The organism is Vibrio sp. 10N.261.52.A1, from assembly GCF_002876325.1.
In the GTDB taxonomy this organism is placed as follows: Bacteria; Pseudomonadota; Gammaproteobacteria; order Enterobacterales; family Vibrionaceae; genus Vibrio; species Vibrio chagasii.
This window is the reverse complement of record NZ_MCYD01000628.1, coordinates 1,268-25,609: the sequence shown is the minus strand read 5'-3', so window position 1 is coordinate 25,609 and position 24,342 is coordinate 1,268. Positions and strand designations below refer to the sequence as shown.

General features: G+C 46.3%; 24 protein-coding genes. 10 read left to right on the top strand and 14 right to left on the bottom strand.

Features of this window, described 5'->3' with window-relative positions; translation table 11 throughout:
- Positions 1–27 precede the first annotated feature (27 nt).
- Together cpxA and BCT81_RS11495 are read right to left on the bottom strand one after the other, a co-directional pair.
- Positions 28–1,407 carry an envelope stress sensor histidine kinase CpxA gene (gene cpxA / locus BCT81_RS11500; protein ID WP_102424388.1) on the bottom strand — a complete coding sequence of 460 codons (1,380 nt, stop codon included), beginning with the start codon at positions 1,405–1,407 and terminating at the stop codon, positions 28–30.
- On the bottom strand, positions 1,407–2,096 hold the full coding sequence (locus tag BCT81_RS11495; RefSeq protein WP_102424386.1) for a response regulator: 690 nt from the start codon (positions 2,094–2,096) through the stop codon (positions 1,407–1,409). The genes cpxA and BCT81_RS11495 overlap by 1 nt, the downstream gene beginning before the upstream one ends.
- A gap of 180 nt (positions 2,097–2,276) precedes the next feature.
- Between BCT81_RS11495 and BCT81_RS11490 the strand changes: the two genes are divergently transcribed.
- From BCT81_RS11490 to pfkA, 3 genes are all read left to right on the top strand, one after another.
- Positions 2,277–2,786 (top strand): CpxP family protein, encoded by a 510-nt coding sequence (locus tag BCT81_RS11490; RefSeq protein ID WP_102424384.1) that lies wholly within the window; start codon positions 2,277–2,279, stop codon positions 2,784–2,786.
- A gap of 163 nt (positions 2,787–2,949) precedes the next feature.
- On the top strand, positions 2,950–3,858 hold the full coding sequence (gene fieF, locus BCT81_RS11485; protein ID WP_102424382.1) for a CDF family cation-efflux transporter FieF: 909 nt from the start codon (positions 2,950–2,952) through the stop codon (positions 3,856–3,858).
- 316 nt (positions 3,859–4,174) lie between these two features.
- Positions 4,175–5,137: a 6-phosphofructokinase gene (gene pfkA, locus BCT81_RS11480; RefSeq protein ID WP_063525232.1), complete on the top strand. Its 963-nt coding sequence runs from the start codon at positions 4,175–4,177 to the stop codon at positions 5,135–5,137.
- Positions 5,138–5,286: 149 nt separating this feature from the next.
- Here pfkA and tpiA read toward each other — a convergent pair whose 3' ends face one another.
- Positions 5,287–6,057: a triose-phosphate isomerase gene (gene tpiA, locus BCT81_RS11475; protein ID WP_061033606.1), complete on the bottom strand. Its 771-nt coding sequence runs from the start codon at positions 6,055–6,057 to the stop codon at positions 5,287–5,289.
- Positions 6,058–6,292: 235 nt separating this feature from the next.
- On the opposite strand from tpiA, the gene BCT81_RS11470 reads away from it, so the two are divergent.
- Positions 6,293–6,640 (top strand): 5-carboxymethyl-2-hydroxymuconate isomerase, encoded by a 348-nt coding sequence (locus BCT81_RS11470; RefSeq protein ID WP_008219643.1) that lies wholly within the window; start codon positions 6,293–6,295, stop codon positions 6,638–6,640.
- A 76-nt stretch (positions 6,641–6,716) separates the two neighbouring features.
- Complete coding sequence (locus BCT81_RS11465) at positions 6,717–7,139, top strand: DUF805 domain-containing protein (protein WP_102424380.1); 423 nt, start codon at positions 6,717–6,719, stop codon at positions 7,137–7,139.
- Positions 7,140–7,204: 65 nt separating this feature from the next.
- On the opposite strand, the gene BCT81_RS11460 is transcribed toward BCT81_RS11465, so the two are convergent.
- From BCT81_RS11460 to glpX, 3 genes are all read right to left on the bottom strand, one after another.
- Positions 7,205–7,552 carry a DUF3135 domain-containing protein gene (locus tag BCT81_RS11460; protein WP_102424378.1) on the bottom strand — a complete coding sequence of 116 codons (348 nt, stop codon included), beginning with the start codon at positions 7,550–7,552 and terminating at the stop codon, positions 7,205–7,207.
- A 117-nt stretch (positions 7,553–7,669) separates the two neighbouring features.
- A complete protein-coding gene (locus BCT81_RS11455) occupies positions 7,670–8,296 on the bottom strand; it encodes a metalloregulator ArsR/SmtB family transcription factor (protein WP_102424377.1) in 627 nt (208 codons plus the stop codon).
- Between the two features lie 179 nt (positions 8,297–8,475).
- Positions 8,476–9,483, bottom strand: a complete 1,008-nt coding sequence (glpX, locus tag BCT81_RS11450; protein WP_102424375.1) for a class II fructose-bisphosphatase — start codon at positions 9,481–9,483, stop codon at positions 8,476–8,478.
- A gap of 324 nt (positions 9,484–9,807) precedes the next feature.
- Here glpX and zapB point away from each other — a divergent pair, with 324 nt between their 5' ends.
- Positions 9,808–10,050, top strand: a complete 243-nt coding sequence (gene zapB, locus BCT81_RS11445) for a cell division protein ZapB (protein WP_004737134.1) — start codon at positions 9,808–9,810, stop codon at positions 10,048–10,050.
- A 94-nt stretch (positions 10,051–10,144) separates the two neighbouring features.
- Here the strand turns inward: zapB and rraA are convergent, their stop codons facing one another.
- From rraA to priA, 7 genes are all read right to left on the bottom strand, one after another.
- Positions 10,145–10,663 (bottom strand): ribonuclease E activity regulator RraA, encoded by a 519-nt coding sequence (gene rraA / locus BCT81_RS11440; RefSeq protein ID WP_004737135.1) that lies wholly within the window; start codon positions 10,661–10,663, stop codon positions 10,145–10,147.
- A 73-nt stretch (positions 10,664–10,736) separates the two neighbouring features.
- Complete coding sequence (locus BCT81_RS11435; protein WP_102424373.1) at positions 10,737–11,654, bottom strand: 1,4-dihydroxy-2-naphthoate polyprenyltransferase; 918 nt, start codon at positions 11,652–11,654, stop codon at positions 10,737–10,739.
- A 189-nt stretch (positions 11,655–11,843) separates the two neighbouring features.
- Positions 11,844–13,184 (bottom strand): HslU--HslV peptidase ATPase subunit, encoded by a 1,341-nt coding sequence (gene hslU, locus BCT81_RS11430; RefSeq protein WP_004737137.1) that lies wholly within the window; start codon positions 13,182–13,184, stop codon positions 11,844–11,846.
- Between the two features lie 56 nt (positions 13,185–13,240).
- Complete coding sequence (gene hslV, locus BCT81_RS11425) at positions 13,241–13,789, bottom strand: ATP-dependent protease subunit HslV (RefSeq protein ID WP_004737138.1); 549 nt, start codon at positions 13,787–13,789, stop codon at positions 13,241–13,243.
- A gap of 201 nt (positions 13,790–13,990) precedes the next feature.
- The gene (gene ftsN / locus BCT81_RS11420; RefSeq protein ID WP_102424372.1) at positions 13,991–14,530 is read right to left on the bottom strand and encodes a cell division protein FtsN; all 540 of its coding nucleotides are present in this window, start codon (positions 14,528–14,530) and stop codon (positions 13,991–13,993) included.
- Between the two features lie 122 nt (positions 14,531–14,652).
- Positions 14,653–15,657 (bottom strand): DNA-binding transcriptional regulator CytR, encoded by a 1,005-nt coding sequence (cytR, locus tag BCT81_RS11415; RefSeq protein WP_004737140.1) that lies wholly within the window; start codon positions 15,655–15,657, stop codon positions 14,653–14,655.
- A 240-nt stretch (positions 15,658–15,897) separates the two neighbouring features.
- A complete protein-coding gene (gene priA / locus BCT81_RS11410; protein WP_102424370.1) occupies positions 15,898–18,099 on the bottom strand; it encodes a primosomal protein N' in 2,202 nt (733 codons plus the stop codon).
- A gap of 330 nt (positions 18,100–18,429) precedes the next feature.
- Between priA and rpmE the strand changes: the two genes are divergently transcribed.
- Together rpmE and BCT81_RS11400 are read left to right on the top strand one after the other, a co-directional pair.
- Positions 18,430–18,648 (top strand): 50S ribosomal protein L31, encoded by a 219-nt coding sequence (gene rpmE, locus BCT81_RS11405; RefSeq protein ID WP_004737142.1) that lies wholly within the window; start codon positions 18,430–18,432, stop codon positions 18,646–18,648.
- 333 nt (positions 18,649–18,981) lie between these two features.
- Positions 18,982–20,271: a malic enzyme-like NAD(P)-binding protein gene (locus tag BCT81_RS11400; RefSeq protein WP_008219668.1), complete on the top strand. Its 1,290-nt coding sequence runs from the start codon at positions 18,982–18,984 to the stop codon at positions 20,269–20,271.
- 194 nt (positions 20,272–20,465) lie between these two features.
- Here the strand turns inward: BCT81_RS11400 and metJ are convergent, their stop codons facing one another.
- Positions 20,466–20,786: a met regulon transcriptional regulator MetJ gene (gene metJ, locus BCT81_RS11395; RefSeq protein ID WP_004415993.1), complete on the bottom strand. Its 321-nt coding sequence runs from the start codon at positions 20,784–20,786 to the stop codon at positions 20,466–20,468.
- A gap of 208 nt (positions 20,787–20,994) precedes the next feature.
- On the opposite strand from metJ, the gene BCT81_RS11390 reads away from it, so the two are divergent.
- Together BCT81_RS11390 and BCT81_RS11385 are read left to right on the top strand one after the other, a co-directional pair.
- Positions 20,995–22,176 (top strand): O-succinylhomoserine (thiol)-lyase, encoded by a 1,182-nt coding sequence (locus tag BCT81_RS11390; RefSeq protein ID WP_061033612.1) that lies wholly within the window; start codon positions 20,995–20,997, stop codon positions 22,174–22,176.
- Between the two features lie 2 nt (positions 22,177–22,178).
- On the top strand, positions 22,179–24,342 hold a 2,164-nt coding region (locus BCT81_RS11385; RefSeq protein WP_102424368.1), incomplete at its 3' end, for a bifunctional aspartate kinase/homoserine dehydrogenase II.

The window sequence follows — 24,342 nt, the reverse complement described above, 5'->3', positions numbered from 1 at the left end:
TTATCAACTGTGATCTTTGTGGGGGTATTACAGTGGCAGGATAGGCAGAGTAATTTCGAGCTGTAATCCACCGAGTTTACTGCGGCTCGCGGTAATCGTTCCGCTATGTTGGCGAATCGCACTCTCGGTAATGGTCAGTCCAAGTCCAGTGCCACCAGAATTACGGTCACGAGCGGTAGAAACACGGTAGAAAGGTCTGAAGATAGAATCGAGTTCATCATCAGGCACACCATCACCGTTGTCATTGACGCAAATAGTTAGCTGATCTTGAACCACGTGGAACTGCACATCGACTTGATCTTTACCGTAGTAAATGGCGTTGCGCGTAATGTTGTCTAACGCACTCATCAGCAGCTTAGGGTTACCTGAAATTGAACGCTCAGGGATTTCTGAGAATGTCAGCTCTTTACCCATTTGTTCTGCTTCAAATTGTGCGTCTTTTAAGATCTCTTCCCATAAGCTCGATATCGGCTGAACTTCACGAGTAATGTGGCTATCAACCTGCATGCGAGACAGCGTCAGTAGCTCACTGATCATCTGTTCCAAGCGTTGCGCTTCTGTATCGATACGCTCGAGTTCTGGACTCTCACCTTGCTTACGAATCGCCAGTGCGTTGGCCATACGAAGCCGTGTTAAAGGAGAACGCAGCTCGTGTGAGATATCAGAAAGCAAGCGCTGTTGCCCTGAGATCATCTGGTTTACCGCCTCAACCATTTGGTTAAAGCTTTCACCCGCTTGTCTGAATTCCGATGTGCCTTTTTCAAGGGTTGGATCGACCTCGAATTCGCCTTTCGCTACACGTTGTGCAGCACGCTCAAGTCGGCGAGCTGGCTGGCTGAGTGCCCAAGCTAACCAAAGTAATAGTGGGGTACTGGCTAGCATCACGGCAAGCAACAGCTGCAGTGGTCTATCAAATAGTCGCAGTAAGAACGGCGGTGGCTGATTCCACTTTACTCCGGCGTACATCAGTAGCTCTTCACCTGCCAGTTTGATTGGCACAGGGCCAGCAACCATGTAGTGCCCGTAAAGCTTTTGCTTTGGCACTTCTGGGTTATCAATTGAGGTTACAAAGTTGCGAATTGCCTTAAGTTTGTAGTCTGAATGTCTTTTTGAGGTTAGGACTGCGCCCTCAAGATCGGTCAGATAGATACGTGCACGAGAATCTTTGCGGCTACGTGGCGCCTCAAGTTGGAAGACAATTTTGCCGAGGTTAGGCTCTCTGGCGTAGCGTTTCTCGGTAGCCTTGGCGATACGTTCCAATTTGCTGAGGTGGTCAGCGGGCACATCACGCGCCACTCTCGGGTCTAGATGTGGTAGTGAGAGTACGGATAAAAGCACCAGTAACATGGTGAACCAAAAGATGGCAAAGATACGTCCATATAAGCTAGTGATTTTAGGGATGCGCATTAATCCTCCTCTACCAATAGGTAGCCGCGACCACGCAAGGTCTTGATGCGTGATTTGCCATCGCTACGTTCTGGAATCTTTTTGCGTAGGTTAGAGATGTGCATGTCTATCGCACGGTCAAATGCTGCAAGCCTTTTGCCAAGTACATCTAAGCTTAACGCTTCCTTGGTGATCACTTGCCCCGGGTTTTGGATAAGGTGGCTTAGTAGAGCGAACTCAGTAGTGGTCAGGTCGATGATCTCGCCATTGCAGTACGCTTCTTGTTTGCCAGGGAATACTTCAATGTCTTGATATTGGATTCTATCGCTGGCGGCTTTTGGAGTGCTCGTGGTTTGCGTGCGGCGCAAGATGGCGCGAATACGTGCGAGTAGCTCTCGGTCACTGAATGGCTTTGGCAAGTAGTCATCCGCACCGAGCTCCAGACCGATCACACGGTCGATCTCTTCCCCTTTCGCTGTCAGCATCAGCACAGGCGTTTCCCAATGCTCTCTTAGCTTTTTGAGTGTTTCCATGCCATTCAGACGCGGCATCATCACATCCAAAAGAATCAAATCAATCTCATCATTGATCGCTTCGAGCCCAGCGTAGCCGTCATTGGCTTCAAAAACGGTGAAGCCCTCAAAGCTAAGAATGTCTTTAAGTAAGCTCGTTAGCTCAGTGTCGTCATCAATAAGAAGAATGTTCGCCATGGGAAAGCCTTAATCGGTTAGTTACAGGTTAATAATACTGCTAATTATTCGTCAGCTTTCACTCTTTACGATTCTTTACGCTTTCTAAACGTCACTTTACGAGGGAAAGACTAATCTATATTCAAGCGCTGAGATACAGACGCAATACATGACTTATTATACCGAATTGAGGCAACAATTATGAAAATGACGAAGAAACTTGTACTAGCAGCTGCGGCACTTCCACTTATGTTAGGTACAGCAAGTGCGTATGCATTTGGCGGCGGTGACAAGGGCGACCACAAAGGCATGCACGGTAAATGTGGTGGCTTCGACAAGAAAGTAATGCGTCAACTAGACCTAACTGACGCACAAAAAGAACAGTTAAAAGAGATGCGTGAAGCGAACCGTGCTGAGATGAAAGCAAAACACGCGGGCAACAAGTCAGACAAAATGGCGCAAATGAAAGCGCACCACGAAAAAGTTCAAGCGTTGGTACTAGCTGACAACTTCGATGAAGCTGCAGCAAACGACCTGGCAAGCCAAATGGTTGAGAAGCAAACTGAGCGTCGCGTAGCAATGCTTAAGAAGCAACACGAAATGATGAGCGTGCTAACGGCTGAGCAAAAAACTCAACTGAAAGAAATCCAGCAGGAGCGCATGGCGAAATGTGCTGAAAAGATGGAAAAGCACATGAACAGAGACAAGTAATTCAAAGCTGGGTAAAGCAAGCTTGAATGAAAGTGTTTAAAAAGAAGCGGCCGAGAGCCGCTTTTTTGATCCCTAAAAATGAATGTCTTACATCCTAGCTGTCATATTCAATTGATGGTTTGCAGGTTATACTTTGTGCTATCAGTCACTTTATAGCCAAGTTATGAAACAAGAATACGCACGTTTAGTTACGCTGGCCGCTTGGGCTGCGACCACCATTGCCACTATTTTGTTAATAGTGAAAGTCGCGGCGTGGTGGGTGACCGGTTCGGTGAGCCTGTTGGCTTCCGTAGTCGATTCCATGTTAGATATTGCCGCTTCGGTCGTTAACTTATTGGTGGTTCGATATTCTCTTCAGCCTGCCGACAAAGAACATACCTTTGGTCACGGTAAGGCGGAATCACTCGCTGCATTAGCACAGGCGATGTTTATTTCGGGCTCTGCCTGTTTCCTCATTCTTAATGGTGTGGAGCGCTTCTTTAGACCTCATGATCTAAACTCTCCAGAAATCGGTATTTACGTCAGCTTGTTCGCGATAGTGATGACGTTTGGTCTGGTTCGATTCCAAAAACACGTGGTCCAGAAAACCGGCAGCCAGGCTATTGCTGCGGATTCACTGCATTATCAATCTGACCTGTATATGAATGCTGCCATCATGCTGGCCCTAGGGTTGAGTTGGTTTGGTATTGGTCAGGCGGATTCAGTATTTGCGGTAGGTATTGGTATTTATATTCTTTACAGCGCTTACCAAATGGCGATAGAAGCGATCCAATCTCTGCTTGATCATAAGTTGCCGGATGAAGAGCTAAAACAGATAAAAGAGACATCGTTGAGTGTTGAAGGGGTATTGGGCGTGCATCAACTAAGAACCCGTCGCTCTGGTCCGATTCGTTTCATCCAATTGCACTTGGAGCTAGAAGATGAGATGCCACTTATTGAAGCGCATCGCATTTCTGATGAAGTAGAGGCCAAGCTCATCTCTGTTTTCCCTGATGCTGATGTATTAATTCACCAAGACCCGTACTCGGTGGTGTTTGGGCCAGAGAAGCAACAAAAATTTCATTCGTGGTAACGAGCACGAAAACTAGGCAGCAAATGGTAAGTGGGTGGCTTTTGAACTAGAGTGAGTAGAAATTGCGAACTCTTTGGTGATTCAAAAACCACCTTAGTAACAATTTATGTTGATTCTGATGTGAATCAACAAAGTTACTGAGTAAAACTGTAATACTCTTACAGAAGTATAAATGTTACATAATTTTTCGCGATTTAAGTGCTATTCCTGTTGAGGAAATGTAACATAACGCACAAATATAGATTTAAAATCTTGTTGATATACAATCAGCAAGAACAAGAATTGAATAATAGATTCCCAAAAATCGAGGGTGAGCATGATTAAGAAGATCGGTGTTTTGACCAGTGGTGGTGACGCTCCGGGCATGAACGCAGCAGTTCGTGGCGTAGTTCGTACCGCGTTATCACTTGGCATTGAAGTTTACGGTATTTACGATGGCTACCAAGGCCTTGTTGAGAACCGTATCGTAAAGCTTGACCGTTCAAGCGTGTCTGATGTGATCAACCGTGGTGGTACTTTCTTAGGCTCTGCACGTTTCCCAGAGTTCAAAGACGTTGCTGTTCGTGAGAAAGGTATCGAGAACCTAAAAGAGCACGGTATCGAAGCACTTGTTGTTATCGGTGGTGACGGTTCTTACATGGGTGCTAAGAAGCTAACTGAAATGGGTTACCCATGTATCGGTCTTCCAGGCACAATTGATAACGATATCGCTGGTACTGACTACACAATCGGTTACCTAACAGCGCTTAACACCGTTATCGATTCAATCGACCGTCTACGTGACACGTCTTCTTCTCACCAACGTATTTCTATTGTTGAAATCATGGGCCGTCACTGTGGTGACCTTACGCTTATGTCAGCAATCGCAGGTGGTTGTGAGTACATCATCACTCCAGAGACTGGCCTAGATAAAGAGCAGCTAATCGGCAACATCCAAGATGGCATTGCTAAAGGCAAGAAGCACGCAATCATCGCTCTAACTGAGCTAATGATGGACGCGAACGAACTGGCTAAAGAGATCGAAGCAGCAACGGGTCGTGAAACTCGTGCAACGGTTCTTGGTCACATCCAACGTGGTGGTCGTCCTACTGCGTTTGACCGTGTACTTGCTTCTCGCATGGGTAACTACGCTGTTCACCTTCTTCAAGAAGGTCACGGTGGTCGTTGTGTTGGTATCGAAAAAGAAGAGCTTGTTCACCACGACATCATCGACTGTATCGAGAACATGCAGAACCCAGACCGTTCTGAGCTGTTCCGCGTAGCAGAAGAGTTGTTCTAAGCCACGCCGAGCGTAAGCTTATAGAATTTAAAAACCGCTGATTTATCAGCGGTTTTTTTGTATCTGCTTGCTTAGATTCATAAGTGGCAAGCAACAAAAAAGGTCAACCTAAGTTGACCTTTCATTCAATTTAAACAGTGATGTCTAAATTAAGCTTTTGCTTTAGCTGCTGCTTTAGCGATAGCTGCGAAGCCAGCTGCGTTTAGAGCTGCGCCGCCAACTAGAGCACCGTCGATGTCTGGTTGTGCGAAGTAAGCTTCAGCGTTTTCAGGCTTAACAGAACCACCGTATTGGATGATTACTTGCTCAGCTACTGCTGCGTCTTTTTCTGCGATCATTGCACGGATAGAAGCGTGGATGCGTTGTGCATCTTCAGCTGTTGCTGCTTTACCAGTACCGATAGCCCAGATTGGTTCGTAAGCGATGATTGCGCCGTTTAGAGCTTCAACACCGTAAGCGTCGATAACTGCGTTGATTTGACGTGCACATACTGCTTCAGTTTCGCCTGCTTCGTTTTGCTCGTCAGATTCACCGATACAGAAAACTGGCTTCAGGCCGTTCTCTTGTAGGAATTTGAATTTCTTAGCGATGAACTCGTCTGATTCGTTGTGGTATTCACGACGCTCAGAGTGACCGATGATGATGTGAGTCGCACCGAAGTCTTTCAGCATTTCTGGAGACATGTCGCCAGTGAAAGCACCGCTGTTGTTTAGGTCAGTGTTTTGAGCACCTAGGATGATTTTGTTACCGCCTTCAGCGATTAGACGCTCAGCTAGATCGATGTAAAGTGCTGGTGGAGCTACTGCTACGTCTACACCTTCAACGCCTTCAAGTTCAGCGTTAAGACCAGTTAGCAGCTCAGTTACCATTGCTTTGCTACCGTTAAGTTTCCAGTTACCCATCACTACAGGACGACGCATAGGAATATCTCCGTATTTAATCAATTAATGTAAAAAATCTTCGTAAGAATATAACAGATAAAACGCGTTAGATCATGATTGTGGTCATGTCTTTATGGGATCTTATCGATTGGTCAGAGTAGATACTGACCTTATATCAGTGATCCGACAGACAGAATAATAGCTAACTTCTCGGTTTTTTCATCGTTAGTTGGTATTAAAGGACAAACGTTTGCGTTAACAATAGGAAGTAATAATGCCGAATCTAGTTCTAGAGTACTCAAATTCAGTGGACGAGCGAGTGAATATCCAAGGTTTACTAGAAGATCTTCATCAAGTTACATTAAACTGTGGCTTGTTTGATATTCCGTCTGTGAAATCACGTTCTCTGCGTTGTCATAACTGGCTAGTCGGTGATGAAGAAGACAGTGTGGACTTTATTCATATTAGCTTTGAGTTACTTTCCGGGCGTACCGAAGAACAGAAACGGGAATTGTCACGCTCGTTAATGCAAATCTTACAAGAACAGGCGAGCCATGTTCGAAGCCTAACGGTTAATATTCGCGATATGGATAAAAGCTGTTTTCAGAAAGTGATTAACTGATTCGCTTAAGAAAGTGATAAACGGGCTATTAGCTGCTAACTTTTTGGTAGCATATTAATTTTTTGGGTATTTTTAGATGTCGATGAAAGATTTACTGCTCTCTTTCAAAGGGAGAATTGGTCGTAAGACTTACTGGATGTGGAACATTTTCTACTATGTTGCGATCACCGGTTTTGCCTCTGGTATTTCGGTACTGTTTCCAGCGTACTCTTATATCCTACTACCAATCTTCTTGTTGCTCCTGGTGATTCCAGACTTAGCGGTAACGGCCAAGCGTTGGCATGACCGTAACAAGTCTAACTACTGGCTACTATTGAATGTTCCGTTGGTACTAGGGCGCTTGGCTTCGCCTGCTGCTGCAACAACGGTGGATTCTGTATCACCAATGCACATGGTGGCAACGGTAGCAGCATTAGTGTGTGGTTTATGGATTTTGATTGAATGTGGTTTGTTGAAAGGCACAGAAGGCCGCAACGATTACGGCGAAGATCCAGTATAAGAGTTTTCAGCCGTTAACATAAAGGGAGCATTAGGCTCCCTTTTTGCTTTCTGGAGGTGTCTGAACTAGTACATTTTGGGTTCAGTGTTAGGTCTAAATGGAACCACATTTTCTGGCTGAGGCTCTTCTAAGGTACAGCGCCCTTGGAGTGCGTCTTGGAACTTGCAAACCTGACATCGCAGCTCTTGCATTAGCACGACATTGACGTGGTGAGGGTTTTTACAACGGCTGACGACTAAATCGAGATGGCTTTGTTGAGCGCGAAGTCTGCCTTGCATACTTTCAGAAGCGGAGCAGATCATCTGCTCACACATCTGGTGTTTGAATTGGTTGAATGCTTTAGGATCGTTTTGAGCAAGTTGAACCAGTTCATCAAAAGGGGGCAGTTTCTGCTCTGGTTGTGGATGTGCCATCATTCCTTCCTTAGCATTAAGCATGTTTCATATGCTTTAAGCTTAAGAAAGATTTTTGTATAAATTTTGTCCGATCTTTTGATTTCTCAATATTGAGACAAGATCAATAGCTTAGCGTTAAGCGGTAGCGACAGGTACCAAGGTGTAGGTACAGCGTCGTTCGCCAGCAATAATATGCTCAGTTCGGCTGACATGGCACTCATCTTTTAGTAGCTCGGTGAACACGTTGAGCTCAGATTGACACAAGCTTGGGCAACGAGTCGCCGCCTTACAAATAGGGCAGTGGTTTTCAATCAAGATGTAGTGATCGTCGTGTTCTTTCAGTTCTGCCATGTAGCCTTCTTCTTCACGAAGTTGGGTGAGCTTTTCCAACTTACTGATTAGATTTTCACAATCAGACAGGGCAGATTGATACTGTTTTAAGGTGTGTTGTTCACGCTCGGCAGCGACTTTAGCTAGGCCTTCTTTTCCGAATAGATTCTCTACCGCATCGATGACTTGAATCGTAAGCTCACCATGACGGTCTGAAAACTGACTATGACCGTGCTGAGTAAGAGACCAATGACGAGTCGGACGACCGACTTTCACTTTGACGTCATGAAACGCGAGAATGCCATCATCTTCCAGGCTTTGCAGATGTTGCCTTGCACCCATTGTCGTCATGCCAAACTCTTCTGACAGCTGTTTGGCCGTTACCGTGCCTTGACGCTTAATGGTCTGTAAGATTTTGTCGCTTGTTTTCATACTATCCCTACCTCATGAACCTTACTATTATGAGGCAAGGTGTTTATAAAGCAAACCATTTACTATTTTGACAGTTACTGACCTATCAATCGCAATGGTGAGAACCTGACAGGGCAATAAAACAAAAGGCTGATACTTGGTATCAGCCTTTGAATATTCTGTTTCACTCGATATGAGGATTACAGGATATGACCAACCACTTCTGGGTCTTTGCGCTCTAGGTAGTGGATTGATTTGATGCGGCGAATCGTACGGCAGCGGCCACGGATAAGCAGGGTTTCGGTTGTCGCGATATTGCCTTGACGAGAAATACCTTCTAGCAGGTCACCCTTAGTGATGCCCGTTGCTGAGAATACCACGTTGTCGCTGCGAGCCATGTCTTCCATCTTCAACACGATACCAGCGGTTACGCCCATTTCAGCACAACGCTCTAGCTCAAGTTCACCGTGTTTACGGTTCTCCTCTGTATCGCCTTTCACTTCGTGACGAGGCAGCAGACGACCGTGCATGTCACCGTCTAGCGCGCGAATTACTGCGGCAGAAACTACACCTTCAGGTGCGCCGCCAATGCAGTACATTACGTCGACTTCGCTGTCTGGCATACAGGTTAGGATAGATGCAGCTACATCACCATCTGGCACTGCGAATACACGAACGCCCATCGCTTGCATCTCTGCAATCACTTGATCGTGACGTGGCTTAGCCAGTGTGGTTACTACCAATGTGTCGAGTGTTTTACCCAGAGCCTTAGCAATGTTTACTAGGTTTTCTTTTAACGGTAGAGCTAAGTCGATAGCGCCTTTAGCACCAGGGCCAACTACTAATTTTTCCATGTACATATCAGGCGCTTTTAGGAAGCTACCTTTCTCGCCAGCAGCCAGTACAGCCAATGCATTTGATTGGCCCATTGCTGTCATGCGTGTCCCTTCAATTGGGTCAACTGCGATGTCGACAGCGTCGCCGCCCACACCTACGTTTTCACCGATGTATAGCATAGGCGCATCATCGATTTCGCCTTCACCAATAACAATTTCACCGCTGATTTCGGTTTTGTTTAGTAGGCTACGCATGACTTCTACAGCAGCGCCATCTGCAGCGTTTTTATCGCCACGGCCAAGCCACTTGTAACCAGCCAGTGCTGCACCTTCTGTGACACGAGAGAATGACATTGCTAAATCGCGTTTCATGCGGACTCCAAAATTTTCAAAGGGGGAATAGAAATTTCGCGGCGGATTTTACCATATCCAAAAGGAAACGTTTGCCTTTTTGCTTTTTGCAGATTGCTTTTGATCAATGAGCAGTGAAAAACCACTAATATTCATCAAAATAATTGGTTTGCGAGTGTGGCTGTAAGAATTAACGTCAATATTCGGTAAAAAGCGCTGTTTTTTTCATCGAATGGCGCAAAATATCGAATATATTGAGTGTTTATCCTTGCTCTGCTGAGTAGAATGGGGAAATAAGTGGAGTGAACCTTCACCATCAAATGGATAACTTAAAGGTAGGCCAGAATGTCTTTTGAAGTACTAGAGCAACTAGAAGCAAAAATTCAAACAGCAGTAGATACGATTGCACTTCTTCAAATGGAAGTGGAAGAGCTTAAAGAAGAGAAACAAGCACTAGCAACAGAAGCTGGTGAACTTAAAGCAAGCCGTCAAGAGCTAGAGCAAAAAACTCAGCAGATGCAAGAAGAGCACTCTGCATGGCAAGATCGCATCCGTAACCTTCTTGGCAAAATGGATGAAGTAGAGTAATTCACTCTTCAGATTTAAAAAACGCCCGCTACTCAGTAGCGGGCGTTTCTGTTTGTGTTCTTGGTTATTGTGAGTGACTTATGAGGAGCAAGGGTTACTCGACTTCTTCTTCATCAGCATCGAGATCAAGTTCAACGTCTAAAGGCTCAGCCGAAAGAATAATGCCCGTATTGTCGGCGTAGAGGTAATCTTCCGGTAAGAAGGTTACGCTGCCAAAGTTAACGGGTACATCTAGCTCACCAACACCATCTTGGCTTGCTCCTACAGGAATGGAAGCCAGAGCTTGAATACCTAGGTTCATGTCTTCCAGCTCATCGACTTCGCGAACGCAGCCATACACCACAATACCTTCCCACTCATTGTCTTCGGCAAGTAGGGCCATCTCGGCATCAATCAGTGCTTTACGCAGTGAGCCGCCACCATCGATTAACAACACACGCCCTAGACCGTCTTGCTCTAGCACCGAGCGAATCAAAGCGTTGTCTTCAAAGCACTTTAATGTCGTGATCTGTCCTGCGAAAGAGGCACGTCCACCAAAGTTGCTGAACATTGGCTCCACGACATCAACTTGATCCAAATATATGTCGCACAGTGCTGAAGTGTTGTATTCCATTAGTATACCTTTTGAACAATGAGCTTACTTTGAGTATATCGGTGCTTGATCCCTTTGCAATGATTAGTCTCAATTAACTCAATAGAGTTTGAGCTACGACAACCCCTGCAAACAATAGGTTAGTGACCAGCGAGCATTTCACGATAACAGGCATCATAGGTGCAATTTGAGCGGGTTTTTCTGTTTCCCAAACCGCTTTACCATGTTTGTAGACAATAATAATACTGAGTAAAAACGGCAGGCTGATCCAAACGGGTTTTTCTTGAATCAGTAGGTAAATCGCGAATGAGACAAGTGCACAACCAAGCAGAGCAAAATGGTATTGCTTAGCTTTACGTTGCCCCAAGCGAACCGCCATGGTGCGTTTACCACATTCACTGTCGTTTTCGATATCACGCATGTTGTTGATATTGAGTACTGCAACCGCCATCAATCCACAGCCTAACGCAGGAAGGAACAGGCTTGGTTCAACATGACCAGTGTGTAGGAAGTAAGTACCTGAAACGCCTAATAAGCCAAAGAAGATAAATACCGATAAGTCGCCAAGGCCGATATAACCATAAGGTTTATTACCCACGGTGTAAGCGATAGCAGCAACAATGGCTAATACGCCTAATGCGATGAAAGACAGAATACTTTCAATTGAGGTTAAGGCATGGAAAATCAAAATCAGTCCAGCAATCATGGTAAACACGATGTTGAGGATGATTGCTTGCTTCATGGTTTGAGCCGTCACCGCACCAGATTGCATGGCGCGCATTGGGCCTAAGCGGTTTTCGTTGTCTGTACCTTTTACTGCATCACCGTAGTCATTCGCCAAGTTCGACAAAATCTGTAATAGGGTGGCGGTTAAAAAGGCCAACAGAGCGATCGATAAAGAGAACTGACCGTTGGCGAACGCTAAACTACTTCCTGTAAGAATAGAGACGAGTGCGAGAGGCAGAGTTTTTGGTCGTGCGGCATCAAGCCAAATCATTAGAGATTGTTTCATCGTAAGTCTATTTCGTTGTAAGGACACCTTGATTAGCAGGGCGCCTATATTGTAAGTATTGGTTTCATGCGGTGATTTGAGTATACGCCCATTTTTCAGGTAATAAAAAGCCCACTCGAAAGTGGGCCTTGAATTCGCTTATTAGCTGCTATTTCTTTGAGATAGAGCAATAAGTTAGAGTTTCGTGTGCTACAGGATGAAGCGGCTTAGGTCTTCGTCTTCAACGAATTCACCAAGCTTCGAGTTCACGTAAGCTTCATCGATCACTAGCGTGCTACCAGCTTTGTCTGTTGCATCGAATGAAATCTCATCCATCAAACGCTCCATCACAGTGTGTAGACGACGTGCACCGATGTTCTCAGTGGTTTCGTTTACGCGCCATGCTGCATCAGCGATCTGGTTGATGCCGTCTTCAGTAAACTCAATGTTCACATCTTCCGTCTTCATTAGGGCAATGTATTGCTCTGTCAGAGACGCTTTTGGCTCAGTTAGAATGCGTTTGAAGTCATTCGCTGAAAGCGCTTCAAGTTCTACACGAATTGGTAGACGACCTTGTAGCTCTGGGATCAGGTCTGATGGCTTAGCCACTTGGAATGCACCAGATGTGATGAATAGGATGTGGTCCGTTTTCACCATGCCGTGCTTAGTCGATACTGTGCTACCCTCGATAAGAGGCAGTAGGTCACGTTGAACACCTTCACGAGATACGTCTGGGCCTGAGCTGTCGCCACGCTTACAGATTTTGTCGATCTCATCGATGAATACGATACCGTTGTTTTCAGCGTTGAAGATCGCGTTCTCTTTTAGCTCTTCTTGGTTCACAAGCTTAGCGGCTTCTTCTTCAGTTAGGGCTTTGAATGCGTCTTTGATTTTCATCTTACGCTTTTTCTTGGTGTCGCCAGCTAGGTTTTGGAACATGCCTTGTAGCTGGTTCGTCATCTCTTCCATACCTGGAGGTGACATGATTTCAACGCCCATTTGTGGTGCTGCTACATCGACTTCTATCTCTTTGTCGTCTAGCTTACCTTCACGCAGTTTCTTGCGGAAAATTTGGCGAGTGTTTGAAGAAGTAGAATCTTCGCTTGATTGCTCGTTCTGACCCCAAGCATCGCGTGCAGGTGGTAGTAGGGCATCAAGGATGCGCTCTTCAGCTTGTTCTTCAGCGCGGTATTTTACTTTTTCCATCGCTTGTTGGTGCGTCATCTTGATCGCAACATCCGTTAGGTCGCGGATGATGGTCTCAACTTCTTTACCAACGTAACCAACTTCCGTGAACTTGGTTGCTTCTACTTTGATGAACGGTGCGTTTGCTAGCTTCGCTAGGCGGCGAGCAATCTCGGTTTTACCAACACCAGTTGGGCCGATCATCAGGATGTTCTTTGGTGATACTTCAACACGCAAGCTCTCTTCAAGCTGCATACGACGCCAGCGGTTACGCAGTGCGATAGCCACTGAACGCTTAGCGTTGTCTTGGCCGATAATGTGGCGATTGAGTTCGTGAACAATTTCGCGAGGAGTCATCTCAGACATGGTTTTTCCTTAATTCTTTAATCACTGTCGATACAAGTTTTGGGTAGAAGCGTTTGTTATTCTGGCTTTGGCAGCTCAACAGTGCTTTCTAGCTCTTCAACAGTGTGGTGATGGTTGGTGAACACACAGATATCGCCAGCAATATTCAGCGACTTTTCTGCGATTTCACGTGCATCTAAATCAGTATTTTCTAGTAGTGCCGTAGCCGCTGCTTGAGCGAAGTTACCGCCTGAACCGATAGCGATTAGGTCGTTCTCTGGTTGAACAACATCACCGTTACCTGTGATGATCAGTGAAGCGGTTTCGTCAGCTACCGCTAGTAGTGCTTCTAATTTACGTAGAGCACGGTCACTACGCCAATCCTTCGCTAGCTCAACGGCAGCTTTGGTCAGGTGGCCTTGGTGCATTTGCAGCTTGCTTTCAAATTTTTCGAATAGCGTGAAAGCATCAGCGGTACCGCCAGCAAAACCAGCCAGTACTTTGTCATTGTATAGGCGACGCACTTTACGGGCATTGCCCTTCATTACAGTGTTGCCTAGAGATACTTGTCCATCACCCGCGATGACGACTTTATTATTACGACGTACAGATACAATGGTAGTCACGAGTAGGGCCTCTTAATGTTCTTATCTTTGGGTATAAAAAGTATATGAGGATGGTGCTCGGATAATTCAAGGAATCACAAGTGATGTCGCGCAACTTATCGGTGTAAGTTTAAGAGAAGATAGAAAAAGCGTTGAATAAAAGAAAGCCTCCACAATGGGAGGCTTTCGTTGTTTGTCTTTTTTGCGACTGTTTTACTGGAATTACTCGGTGTCTTTCCAGATAGCGCAAGGCTCGATTTTAGCACGCTGCAGCTTGTGGCGGTCTCGCTCTGCATCACGCTTAAGTTTGTATGGTCCTAGTACCACGCGATACCAGTTGCTGCCATCTTTCTTACGGATTTCACTCGAGATACCTTGGAAGGCGATATCTAACTTACGTGCTTCTGCCTGAGCTGAAGTTTTGTAGGCGCCACATTGCATGATGTAAGGGATCTTCGAGACCTCTTGCTCTTTGGCTTTCACTTCAATTTCGCGACTTGGCAGCGTTTCAACGTAGTCCCACTTCTCTTCTGGAGGTGGCGGAATTACTTTAGCTGGTTTTGGCTTAGGCTTTGGTTTGCTCACTACTGGAGCCGGTGCTGGTGGCTCTGGGTCATTACTCAATAGGTAAAGTCCGTAACCAAACCCGCCAACCAGGAGGATCGCCAAAAGACCACTACGCCATGGTTTACGGCGAGGGGCTTGTTTTTTGGTCGGTTTTTTCGTGCCACGACCACGCTTCACATAATCTCTATTAGCCACAAGACAATTCAGTAGTTGGTAAATCTGCTCTCATGGTAATCCAGATTGCGCGAGGATAATAGTGTAGAAATGGAAGCGGCACATCAAAATGTGCCGCAGATTTATATGGGTATTTTGAAGACTTACATTCGAGGTGGTGCAGTACTGCCTCGAACCACTAGGCTGGCTTCTAGCAGACGCGAACCTGCTTGCACATCGTTGCCTTTTAGTAGGTCTAGCATCATCAACATCGCTTGGCGTCCAATCTCATAACGAGGTTGAGAAATGGTGGTTAGCGGTGGATCGCAGTATTGAGCGAACTGAATATCATCAAAGCCAACAACAGATAAATCTTGAGGCACTCGTAAACCGAGTTTCTTAGCTTCTTGAATCGCACCAATTGCCATCGCATCGTTGTGACAGAAAATAGCGGTTGGCTGCTCTGGTAATGCTAACAGTTGACGAACTGCTTGAGCACCCGCTTCGAAGGTAAAATCACCGATGGTGCTGTAGGCTGGATTCATTGACACGCCAGCACGGCGCAGCGCTTGTTGGTAACCTTGCTGACGGAACTTACATAGGGTTGCTGACATTGGGCCAGAGATTTGAGCGATACGCTTATGACCTAATTGAGCGAGGTAGTTCACGGCTTCAAATGCAGAAGTCAGGTTATCGATGTGTACCGTAGGCAGTTCAAGCTCTGGTGCAAACTCACATGCCATTACCATAGGAGGTAGGTTCTTTTGTTCAGACTTGCTGACATCGAACGGGTGATCGGTGCCTAGCAGTAGCATGCCATCTGCTTGTTTGGTGAAGACGAGATTAACAAACGAAGATTCGCGCTTTTTCTGTTGGCCGCTGTCACCCAGCAGAACGAGGTAATCATTTTCGACAGCAGCATCTTCGATACCACGAATGATTTCTGCGAAATACGGGTCACAGATATCAGGAACGATAGTAATGATGGTTTTTGATTCGTTGCGACGTAAATTTCTAGCTAATGTATTGGGTGAGTATCCAGCTTCAAGTACGGCTGTTTCCACTCGTTTGCGAGTCGAAACTGAGACTTTCTCAGGATTCATCAAAGCTCGTGATACGGTAGCCGTTGAGACGCCTGCTAGCTGGGCAACATCCTTCATTGTCGCCATAAATTAAACCCTCTTTTAAGTTCCTTTGCTGCCTAAGTATCTAAGGCGTGAATAATAAATGTAATCGAATAGATATTATGAAAGTGTTGCTAACACTTTTTTTATTGCAATATTTTATTCGTTTCATCTGCGTAAAGTTACGGCTAGATTAACAAAAATCACATGACTCGTGTGAACTTGCTCACGAGAAATATGAAATATTTGTGAACAAACTTATCATTAGTTTTAACCCGAAGGGGTTTAGCTCAAGTCTTGCGGCTCTATATCGAGCGACCAACGAACTTTTTTCGCGGCGGGTAACATATTAATTGCCGGCTTCGCACTCATTAATAGCTTCTGCATAAGTGAGCGAGTTTGGGTCTGTAAAATCAACTGCCAGCGAGATTTACCTGCTCGCTTCGCAAGTGGCGCAGGGGTAGGGCCTAACACCATGCAATACTGGTCAAACAGTGGGTGTGATTCCAGTGTATGACGAACCTGACGTAAGAACTCTTCCACCAAGCGTGTGTCGTTCGCCTCTGCTCTAAATAGCGTCATAAAGGTGTATGGTGGCAACATCGCTTGTTTACGCTCTGCTAAGGCCGTTTGAGCAAAGTGGTTATAGTCTTTGTGCAGCAGTGCTTGCAGTAATCCATGCTCTGGGTGATGGGTTTGTAAGATCACCTCACCAGGCTTACTCGCACGGCCTGCACGGCCTGCCACTTGAATAAAAAGCTGAGCGAGGCGTTCTGAGGCTCGGAAATCACTGCTGTATAAAGAGCCATCGACATCCAATAACGCCACGAGTGTCACGTCAGGGAAGTGGTGGCCTTTAGCTAACATCTGGGTGCCAATAAGAATTTGGTACTCACCTTTGCGAATCGATTCGAGTGCGCTCTCTAGGCTGCCTTTACGGCGAGTGCTGTCGCGGTCAATACGAATGGTTTTGTATTCTGGGAATAGCTGACCAAGCTGCGCTTCCAACTGTTCGGTACCGACACCCACGGTTACCAAGTTTGCTGAACCACAGCCTTGGCAGTTATGCACAATATGCTGTTGCGAGCCACAATGATGGCAGCGCATTTCATTACTGTATTGGTGATAGGTGTAGTAGGCATCACAGCGCTTACACTCGGCTGTCCAACCACAATCGTGACACATCAATGCTGGAGAAAACCCTCGGCGGTTGAGGAACAGCATCACCTGGTTGCCAGATTTTAGGTGTCGTTGCATCTCAGCGATCAATGATGCAGATAAGCCGCTTTCTAGGTATTCACCTTTTACATCCAACACTTTATTGGTGGTGGGTAGTGCGACACCGGCACGAGAGGTCAGAGTCAGGTGGCTGTACTTACCTATTTGCGCGTTGTGCAGTGTTTCGAAAGCTGGGGTTGCAGAGCCCAATACTACTGGAATCTGCGCTTTGTGCGCACGCATGATCGCCACATCTCGAGCATGGTAGCGCAGGCTATCTTGCTGCTTATATGAGGCGTCGTGTTCTTCATCGACAATAATAATGCCCAAATCGGCAAACGGCGTGAACAGAGCTGAGCGAGTACCAATCACAATGCCGGCAATCTTATCGCGAGCCGATAACCACGCATTTAGGCGCTCTGAATCGTTAAGGCCTGAGTGGATAACCTCAACAGGCACATTGAAGCGTCGCTTAAAGCGGTTGATGGTTTGTGGTGTTAGGCCAATCTCTGGTACCAGCACTAACGCTTGTTTACCTTGGTCGAGAATCGGCTTAATCATATTTAGGTAGACTTCCGTCTTGCCTGAACCCGTGACACCTTCTAACAGGAAGCAACCAAAGCTGTTTTGACTATTTACCGTTGCAATTGCGATGGCTTGCTCTTCGTTGAGCTTAGGTTTGTCTTGGTCGTTTTCGAGGTCGGCTGGCCACGGCTGGCGTTTCGGCTTTTTCTCAACCGATTCAATCCAACCTTTCTCTTCCAGTGTTTTGAGAACAGCGCTGCCTACCTCTTGGTCGATGAACTCTTGATGAGGAACGGCACCGTGCTCCAACATGTGCATGACTTTAGCTTGCTTGACCGCGCGACCAAAGCCTTGCATTAACTGATCTCTGCCTGACGGCGTTAGCTGCCACTCAACCAAAGTTGCGAAGTCTGCCGCTTTGCCTTTGCGTAAAGCACTGGGTAGGGCATTGGCAAAGGTTTCGCCAAGTGGGTATTGATAGAACTGACTGCACCACGTTAATAGTGAGTAGACAGAGTCCGGCCAAACCGGCTGGTTATCTAGCAACGCTTTAATCGGTTTGAGTTTGTCTAGTTCGAATTCTGATTCGTTAACCAGAGCCGTGACAATCCCAGTTAAGGTTTGTCGTCCAAAAGGCACAGAGACTCGACCACCAATAATCGGAAATAGGTGGCTTGGAATCTTGTAATCGAACTGCTTGTCGAGTGGGACAGGCAGCGCCACACGGGCAATCATTGGACGCATAAAGGGACGGCTTTATCTGAGTTGACGAGAGCGAACAGTCTAAAGGATAAGGCGGTTAAATTCGAGAAACAGTTTGGCTGACAAGGGGAAGTGAGTGCCTGAAAGTCGCTGCCGCCAAAGAATTTCAATAGATGAAGAAAATAATATCAATATTGGCGAAAAATGTATCAAATCAGTTGATCCTACTTCACAGATTCATTACTATACTGCGCCTTAAAGGTATGGCTTCGTCGCGCTTTAGTGATGAGCGGTGTCTTTATTTCTTTTTTAAACTACGTGTGGTGTGCGGCTTAGAATCGTATAGCGACACGGCCTACTTGAGGTTATCCCATGAAAGCTGGAATCCACCCAGAATACAAAGCAGTTACTGCTACTTGTTCTTGCGGCAACACTTTTGAGTTCAACTCAACGCTAGCAAAAGAATCAATCCACCTAGACGTATGTGACAAATGTCACCCGTTCTACACTGGTAAGCAACGTATCGTAGATACAGGCGGCCGTGTTGATCGCTTCAACAAGCGTTTCGGTGCTCTTTCTAGCAAGAAGTAATTCTCGCTATTTAGACATAAAAAGGACACTTCGGTGTCCTTTTTTGTTGCCTGAAATTTGAGAAAATACAGACTTTCCCCTCAAGCTTTCATTCTCTCCTACACCAAGCAGCTTGCCTCTATATTGAAGGGTAATTCTTCGCTTATTACTCATCACTGCAAATCCGCTCGAAAGTTCAACAAGCGATAGTAATTTCAACTGCTCACTGGTCTTATTAGTAGTGAAATCTCGTTTTTTAATGAGACAGAGGCCTTTACCACCTAGGAACTTTGAAGTACATCCATTAACATGAACAAGATCCCCCTAATAATAATATCCTAGGAACCTACACCTATGTCTGAAGACAGCCGCCAAGATCAATCCTCTCAAGAATTATCACCTCAAGAACAATTCCGTCAGCAAGCTCTTGATTATCATGAGTTCCCAATTCCAGGCAAAATTGCCATTGAGCTGACGAAGCCTGCAAACTCTGCAGAAGACCTAGCACTTGCTTACAGCCCAGGCGTGGCTGAGCCAGTTCGTGAGATCGCACAGAACGTAGATAACGTTTACAAGTACACAGGTAAAGGCAACATGGTTGCAGTTATCTCTAACGGTACAGCGATTCTTGGCCTAGGTAACCTTGGTCCAATTGCTTCTAAACCAGTTATGGAAGGTAAAGCGCTACTGTTTAAGCGTTTCGCTGGTTTAGATTCTATCGATATTGAAGTAAAACACCGCACAATCGATGAGTTTGTCGATACGGTTGCGAATATCGCAGATACATTCGGTGGTATTAACCTAGAAGACATCAAAGCACCTGACTGTTTTGAGATTGAACGTCGTCTGATTGAGCGTTGTGATGTACCTGTATTCCACGATGACCAACACGGTACTGCGATCGTAACAGCAGCAGGTATGCTGAACGCGATCGAGCTTCAAGGTAAGAAGCTAGAAGAGTGTAAGATCGTTTGTTTGGGTGCTGGCGCAGCAGCGGTTGCTTGTATGGAACTACTGATTAAGTGTGGCGCTCAGCGTGAGAAGATCTACATGCTTGACCGTAAAGGTGTGATCCACACTCGTCGTGATGATCTAAACGAATACAAAGAGCTATTCGCAAACAACACAGATAAGCGTACGCTTGAAGATGTTATCGAAGGTGCTGATCTATTCTTGGGCGTATCTGGTCCTAACCTGCTTCCAGCTGAAGCACTAACGCTGATGGCTGATAAGCCAGTTGTGTTTGCATGTTCAAACCCAGATCCAGAGATCAAGCCAGAGCTTGCTCACGAAGTTCGTTCTGACCTTATTATGGGTACAGGCCGCAGTGATTACCCTAACCAAGTAAACAACGTACTTTGTTTCCCATTCATTTTCCGTGGTGCACTTGATGTGCGTGCAAGCGAAATCAATGACGAAATGAAGCTAGCAGCGGTTAAAGCCATTCGTGAACTGGCGAAAGAAGAAGTGCCAGCGGAAGTATTAAAAGCAGCGGGTGAGACGTCACTTGAGTTCGGTAAGGGTTACATCATTCCTAAGCCAATGGACCCACGTTTACTTCCTCGCGTAGCGAAAGCAGTAGCAGAAGCGGCCGTTGAATCTGGCGTTGCGCGTATCGAGATGCCTGCTAACTACATGGCATAGAAGCATATGGCATAGCGACTGGATGGAGTAGTCGCTTGTTATAGCGGTTGCTCCATAGAGCACAAATAATAAAAAACCGACTCATCTGGAGTCGGTTTTTTTATGTCTTATTCACAGAACACTGATAAGACGAATCAGTAATGTGAACATTCAGCTAAAGCGAATCAATATTGAAGGCAGTGACTGAGTTATTGTTATTCTTCGTCAAACGCTTCGAACTCGATGCCCATCTCTGTCATCAGTTTTTTCACTTCAGCAGGAATATCATCTGGGCGGTCTTTACGAAGGTCTTCATCTGTTGGCAGTGGTTGGCCTGTGTACGCATGTAGAAAAGCTTCACACAGTAGCTCACTGTTTGTTGCATGGCGCAGGTTGTTGATCTGGCGGCGAGTACGCTCGTCAGTAAGCACCTTTAGCACTTTTAAAGGGATAGAAACTGTAATCTTCTTTACTTGTTCGCTTTTCTTTCCATGCTCAGCATATGGGCTTATGTATTCACCATTCCAGTCGGCCATTGCGTACCTTCATCACTTTAGTTGTTAGATTAAATTAATAGTGGTGATTTTAGCGGGATTTACCGCCATAAGCAAAGACATATAGACGTCTAGAAGTGTTGACGTCTCACGTTTATGAAAGTAAAGTGAATAACATATATCTAACACAGCCGCAAAATGCCGACAAGCAGCTGTGACTCTCAGACGCAAAACTTGTAAGGAAGCACCTATGAGCAGCCGGAAGCCAGCAACAATCGCAGTACGTACTGGTATCGAGTCAGACACGCAACACCATGCCGTTGTCCCACCTATTTATCTTTCGACTAACTATGGGTTTCCCGCTTTTGGTGAAGTGCCAAAGTACGATTACACCCGTTCAGGTAACCCAAACCGCGGTTTATTAGAAACGGCACTGTTTGAGCTTGAATCGGGCAAAGGTGCAGTGGTTACTAACTGCGGTACTTCTGCACTTAACTTATGGGTTTCCGCTTTCTTAGGCAGTGATGATCTGATTGTCGCACCACACGACTGCTATGGTGGTACTTACCGTCTGTTTAACACTCGCTCACTAAAAGGTGACTTCAAAGTTCTGTTTGTTGATCAATCGGATCAAGCGGCACTGGATGCGGCGATCGCGCTTAAGCCAAAGTTGATCTTAATTGAAACACCATCGAATCCTTTAGTTCGTGTGGTTGATATTGCAGAAACTTGTCGTAAAGCGAAAGAGGTTGGTGCCCTGGTTGCTGTCGACAATACGTTTTTGACACCAGTGTTCCAAAAGCCTTTAGAGCTGGGTGCGGATTTTGTTATCCACTCAACGACTAAATACATCAACGGACATTCAGATGTGATTGGTGGTGTGGTGATCACTAAAACAGAAGAGCACGCTGAAGAGCTAGCATGGTGGGGTAACTGTATTGGTGCGACCGGCACACCATTTGATAGCTACATGACGCTACGTGGCATTCGTACGTTAGGTGCTCGTATGCGAGTTCACGAAGAGAGTTCACGTGAAATTCTGGCGTCTCTGCAGCAGCAAGATCTCGTTGGTACTATTTACCACCCAAGCCTTCCTGAACACCCAGGTCATGATATCGCGAAGAAGCAGCAGTCTGGCTTTGGTTCAATGCTGAGTTTTGAGTTTGCGGGCTCATTCGAGGCGCTTAAGTACTTTGTCGATAAGTTAGAGCTGTTCTCTTTGGCGGAGTCGCTGGGCGGTGTTGAAAGCTTGATTTGTCACCCTGCGTCGATGACGCACCGTGCGATGGGTGAAGAAGCACTGGCAGAAGCAGGCGTTTCTCAACAGTTGCTGCGTCTTTCTGTTGGCCTTGAAGATGCTGAAGATTTGATTGATGACCTCAAGCAAGCGTTTGAAAAAACACAAGGCTTTATCGCTGAAGGGGAGGGGTAACAATGGCAACCTTTCGCCAGCTACATAAATTTGGTGGTAGCAGTTTAGCAGACCCTGAGTGTTACTTACGCGTGGTCAACATTCTTAGAGAGTATTCATCAGCAACAGACTTAGTGGTTGTTTCGGCAGCAGGCAAAACCACTAACCGTTTGATTGAGTTTGTAGAAGCGCTTGATAAAGATGGGCGTATTGCTCATGAGTGCCTACAAACCCTTCGTCAGTTCCAGCTTGAACTGATTGAAGCACTGCTTGAAGGTGAGCCTGCAGAGCAACTTACGGCTACTATCCAACAAGAATTTACCGCTTTGGGCGAGCTAACGGCTCCTCTAAGCGAAGCACAAAAAGCGCAAGTCCTAGGTCACGGTGAAGTTTGGTCTTCACGTCTGTTAGCTGCTTTGTTGTGCCAACATGATTTACAAGCTGTCGCACAAGATGCTCGTGCTTTCTTACGTGCAGAAGTGGGCGCTCAGCCTGAAGTGGATCGTGCTCGTTCTTATCCTCTGATTAAAGAAGCGTTAGCGCAACATGCCCATTGTCGTGTGGTGATTACCGGCTTTATGGCGCAAAACACTGAAGGTGAAACCGTATTACTTGGTCGCAATGGTTCAGACTATTCAGCAACCGTGATTGGCGCTTTAGCTGAAGTGGATCGCGTAACGATTTGGAGTGATGTAGCAGGCGTATACAGTGCTGACCCTCGCTTGGTGTCGGATGCGTGTTTACTGCCTCTACTTCGTCTTGATGAAGCAAGTGAACTCGCTCGTCTTGCCGCACCTGTGCTTCATAGCCGCACACTACAGCCAGTCGCGCAAAGTGCGATGGATCTGAGCTTGCGTTGCAGCTATCAGCCAGAATCTGGTTCGACTCAAATTGAGCGTGTTCTGGCATCGGGTCGCGGTGCAAAAATCATAACCTCTCTGGATGAAGTGCTTATCGTGCAACTGACGTTTGGTCACGGGCACGATTTCGACCGCTTAGAAAGTGAAGTGCTTGAAGGGCTTAAGCGTGCTCAACTAGAGCCGCTGGCCTATGAGCTTGAACCGGATCAACACTGCTTGCGCCTTGCCTACACGGAAGAGATCGCTGGTGGTGCGCTGGAATATCTCCAAGATCACGCGATTGAAGCTGAGATTAAGCTTAAAGAGGGCTTCTCTCTTATTGCTGCTGTAGGTGCGGGCGTAACGAAGAACCCGAACCACTGCTACGGTTTTTATCAGCAGCTAAAGAGTTCATCGGTTGAGTTTATCTCTGAAGCGAACTCTGGTCTGAGTTTAGTGGCAGTGATTCGTAAGAGTGAAACATCGAGCCTAGTGAAGGGCATTCACTCTCAACTATTCCAAGCGCAGAAGCGTGTTGCGATTGCCTTGTGTGGTAAGGGTAACATTGGTTCAAGCTGGTTAAGCCTGTTTGCTGAGCAAAAGGCTGAGCTCGAAAAGCGTCGCGGAATGAACTTTGAATTGGTTGCTGTGGTTGATAGCCAAACCTATTGGTTCGACGACCAAGGTATCGATGCAATCTCTGTCGGTGAGCGCTTTGATGACGAAGCGATTGCTAACAATGGAAACGACTGGCTGGAGCGTTTAGGCTCTATTCAGGGCTACGACGAAGCTGTGGTTTTGGATGTTACTGCCAGCCAAGCTCTTGCAGAAAAGTATCTACAGATTGCTCAGCAAGGCATTCACTTGATCTCGGCGAACAAGGTGGCAGGCTCCGCATCAAGCGAGTATTACCATCAGGTTCAAGATGCGTTTGCTAAGATCAGCCGTCACTGGTTGTACAACGCGACCGTTGGTGCGGGCTTACCAATTAACCACACGGTACGTGACCTACGTGAAAGTGGCGACGATATTATTGCGCTGTCGGGTATCTTCTCAGGCACTTTGTCTTGGTTGTTCCAGCAGTTTGATGGCACGGTGCCGTTCAGCGAGCTGGTGGATTTAGCATGGCAACAAGGCCTGACAGAACCAGACCCTCGTGCTGACCTCGATGGTTCAGATGTGATGCGTAAGTTGGTGATTCTGGCTCGTGAGTCGGGCTTAGATATCGAACCTGAAAACGTAAAAGTGGAATCACTGGTCCCTGAGGAGCTGCAAGACCTATCGGTGGATGACTTCTTTGACAAAGCTTCTGTGCTGAGTGAGGAGTTGGCTGAGCGTTTGAAGAAAG

Coding starts and splice junctions, on each gene's coding strand:
- BCT81_RS11470 (WP_008219643.1), top strand. CDS start 6,293: ATGCCGAATCTAGTTCTAGAGTACTCAAATTCAGTGGACGAGCGAGTG.
- glpX (WP_102424375.1), bottom strand. CDS start 9,483: ATGAAACGCGATTTAGCAATGTCATTCTCTCGTGTCACAGAAGGTGCA.
- BCT81_RS11460 (WP_102424378.1), bottom strand. CDS start 7,552: ATGGCACATCCACAACCAGAGCAGAAACTGCCCCCTTTTGATGAACTG.
- pfkA (WP_063525232.1), top strand. CDS start 4,175: ATGATTAAGAAGATCGGTGTTTTGACCAGTGGTGGTGACGCTCCGGGC.
- rraA (WP_004737135.1), bottom strand. CDS start 10,663: ATGGAATACAACACTTCAGCACTGTGCGACATATATTTGGATCAAGTT.
- tpiA (WP_061033606.1), bottom strand. CDS start 6,057: ATGCGTCGTCCTGTAGTGATGGGTAACTGGAAACTTAACGGTAGCAAA.
- BCT81_RS11465 (WP_102424380.1), top strand. CDS start 6,717: ATGTCGATGAAAGATTTACTGCTCTCTTTCAAAGGGAGAATTGGTCGT.
- cytR (WP_004737140.1), bottom strand. CDS start 15,657: ATGGCGACAATGAAGGATGTTGCCCAGCTAGCAGGCGTCTCAACGGCT.
- fieF (WP_102424382.1), top strand. CDS start 2,950: ATGAAACAAGAATACGCACGTTTAGTTACGCTGGCCGCTTGGGCTGCG.
- BCT81_RS11455 (WP_102424377.1), bottom strand. CDS start 8,296: ATGAAAACAAGCGACAAAATCTTACAGACCATTAAGCGTCAAGGCACG.
- cpxA (WP_102424388.1), bottom strand. CDS start 1,407: ATGCGCATCCCTAAAATCACTAGCTTATATGGACGTATCTTTGCCATC.
- zapB (WP_004737134.1), top strand. CDS start 9,808: ATGTCTTTTGAAGTACTAGAGCAACTAGAAGCAAAAATTCAAACAGCA.
- BCT81_RS11390 (WP_061033612.1), top strand. CDS start 20,995: ATGAGCAGCCGGAAGCCAGCAACAATCGCAGTACGTACTGGTATCGAG.
- rpmE (WP_004737142.1), top strand. CDS start 18,430: ATGAAAGCTGGAATCCACCCAGAATACAAAGCAGTTACTGCTACTTGT.
- BCT81_RS11490 (WP_102424384.1), top strand. CDS start 2,277: ATGAAAATGACGAAGAAACTTGTACTAGCAGCTGCGGCACTTCCACTT.
- BCT81_RS11495 (WP_102424386.1), bottom strand. CDS start 2,096: ATGGCGAACATTCTTCTTATTGATGACGACACTGAGCTAACGAGCTTA.
- metJ (WP_004415993.1), bottom strand. CDS start 20,786: ATGGCCGACTGGAATGGTGAATACATAAGCCCATATGCTGAGCATGGA.
- BCT81_RS11435 (WP_102424373.1), bottom strand. CDS start 11,654: ATGAAACAATCTCTAATGATTTGGCTTGATGCCGCACGACCAAAAACT.
- hslU (WP_004737137.1), bottom strand. CDS start 13,184: ATGTCTGAGATGACTCCTCGCGAAATTGTTCACGAACTCAATCGCCAC.
- priA (WP_102424370.1), bottom strand. CDS start 18,099: ATGCGTCCAATGATTGCCCGTGTGGCGCTGCCTGTCCCACTCGACAAG.
- BCT81_RS11400 (WP_008219668.1), top strand. CDS start 18,982: ATGTCTGAAGACAGCCGCCAAGATCAATCCTCTCAAGAATTATCACCT.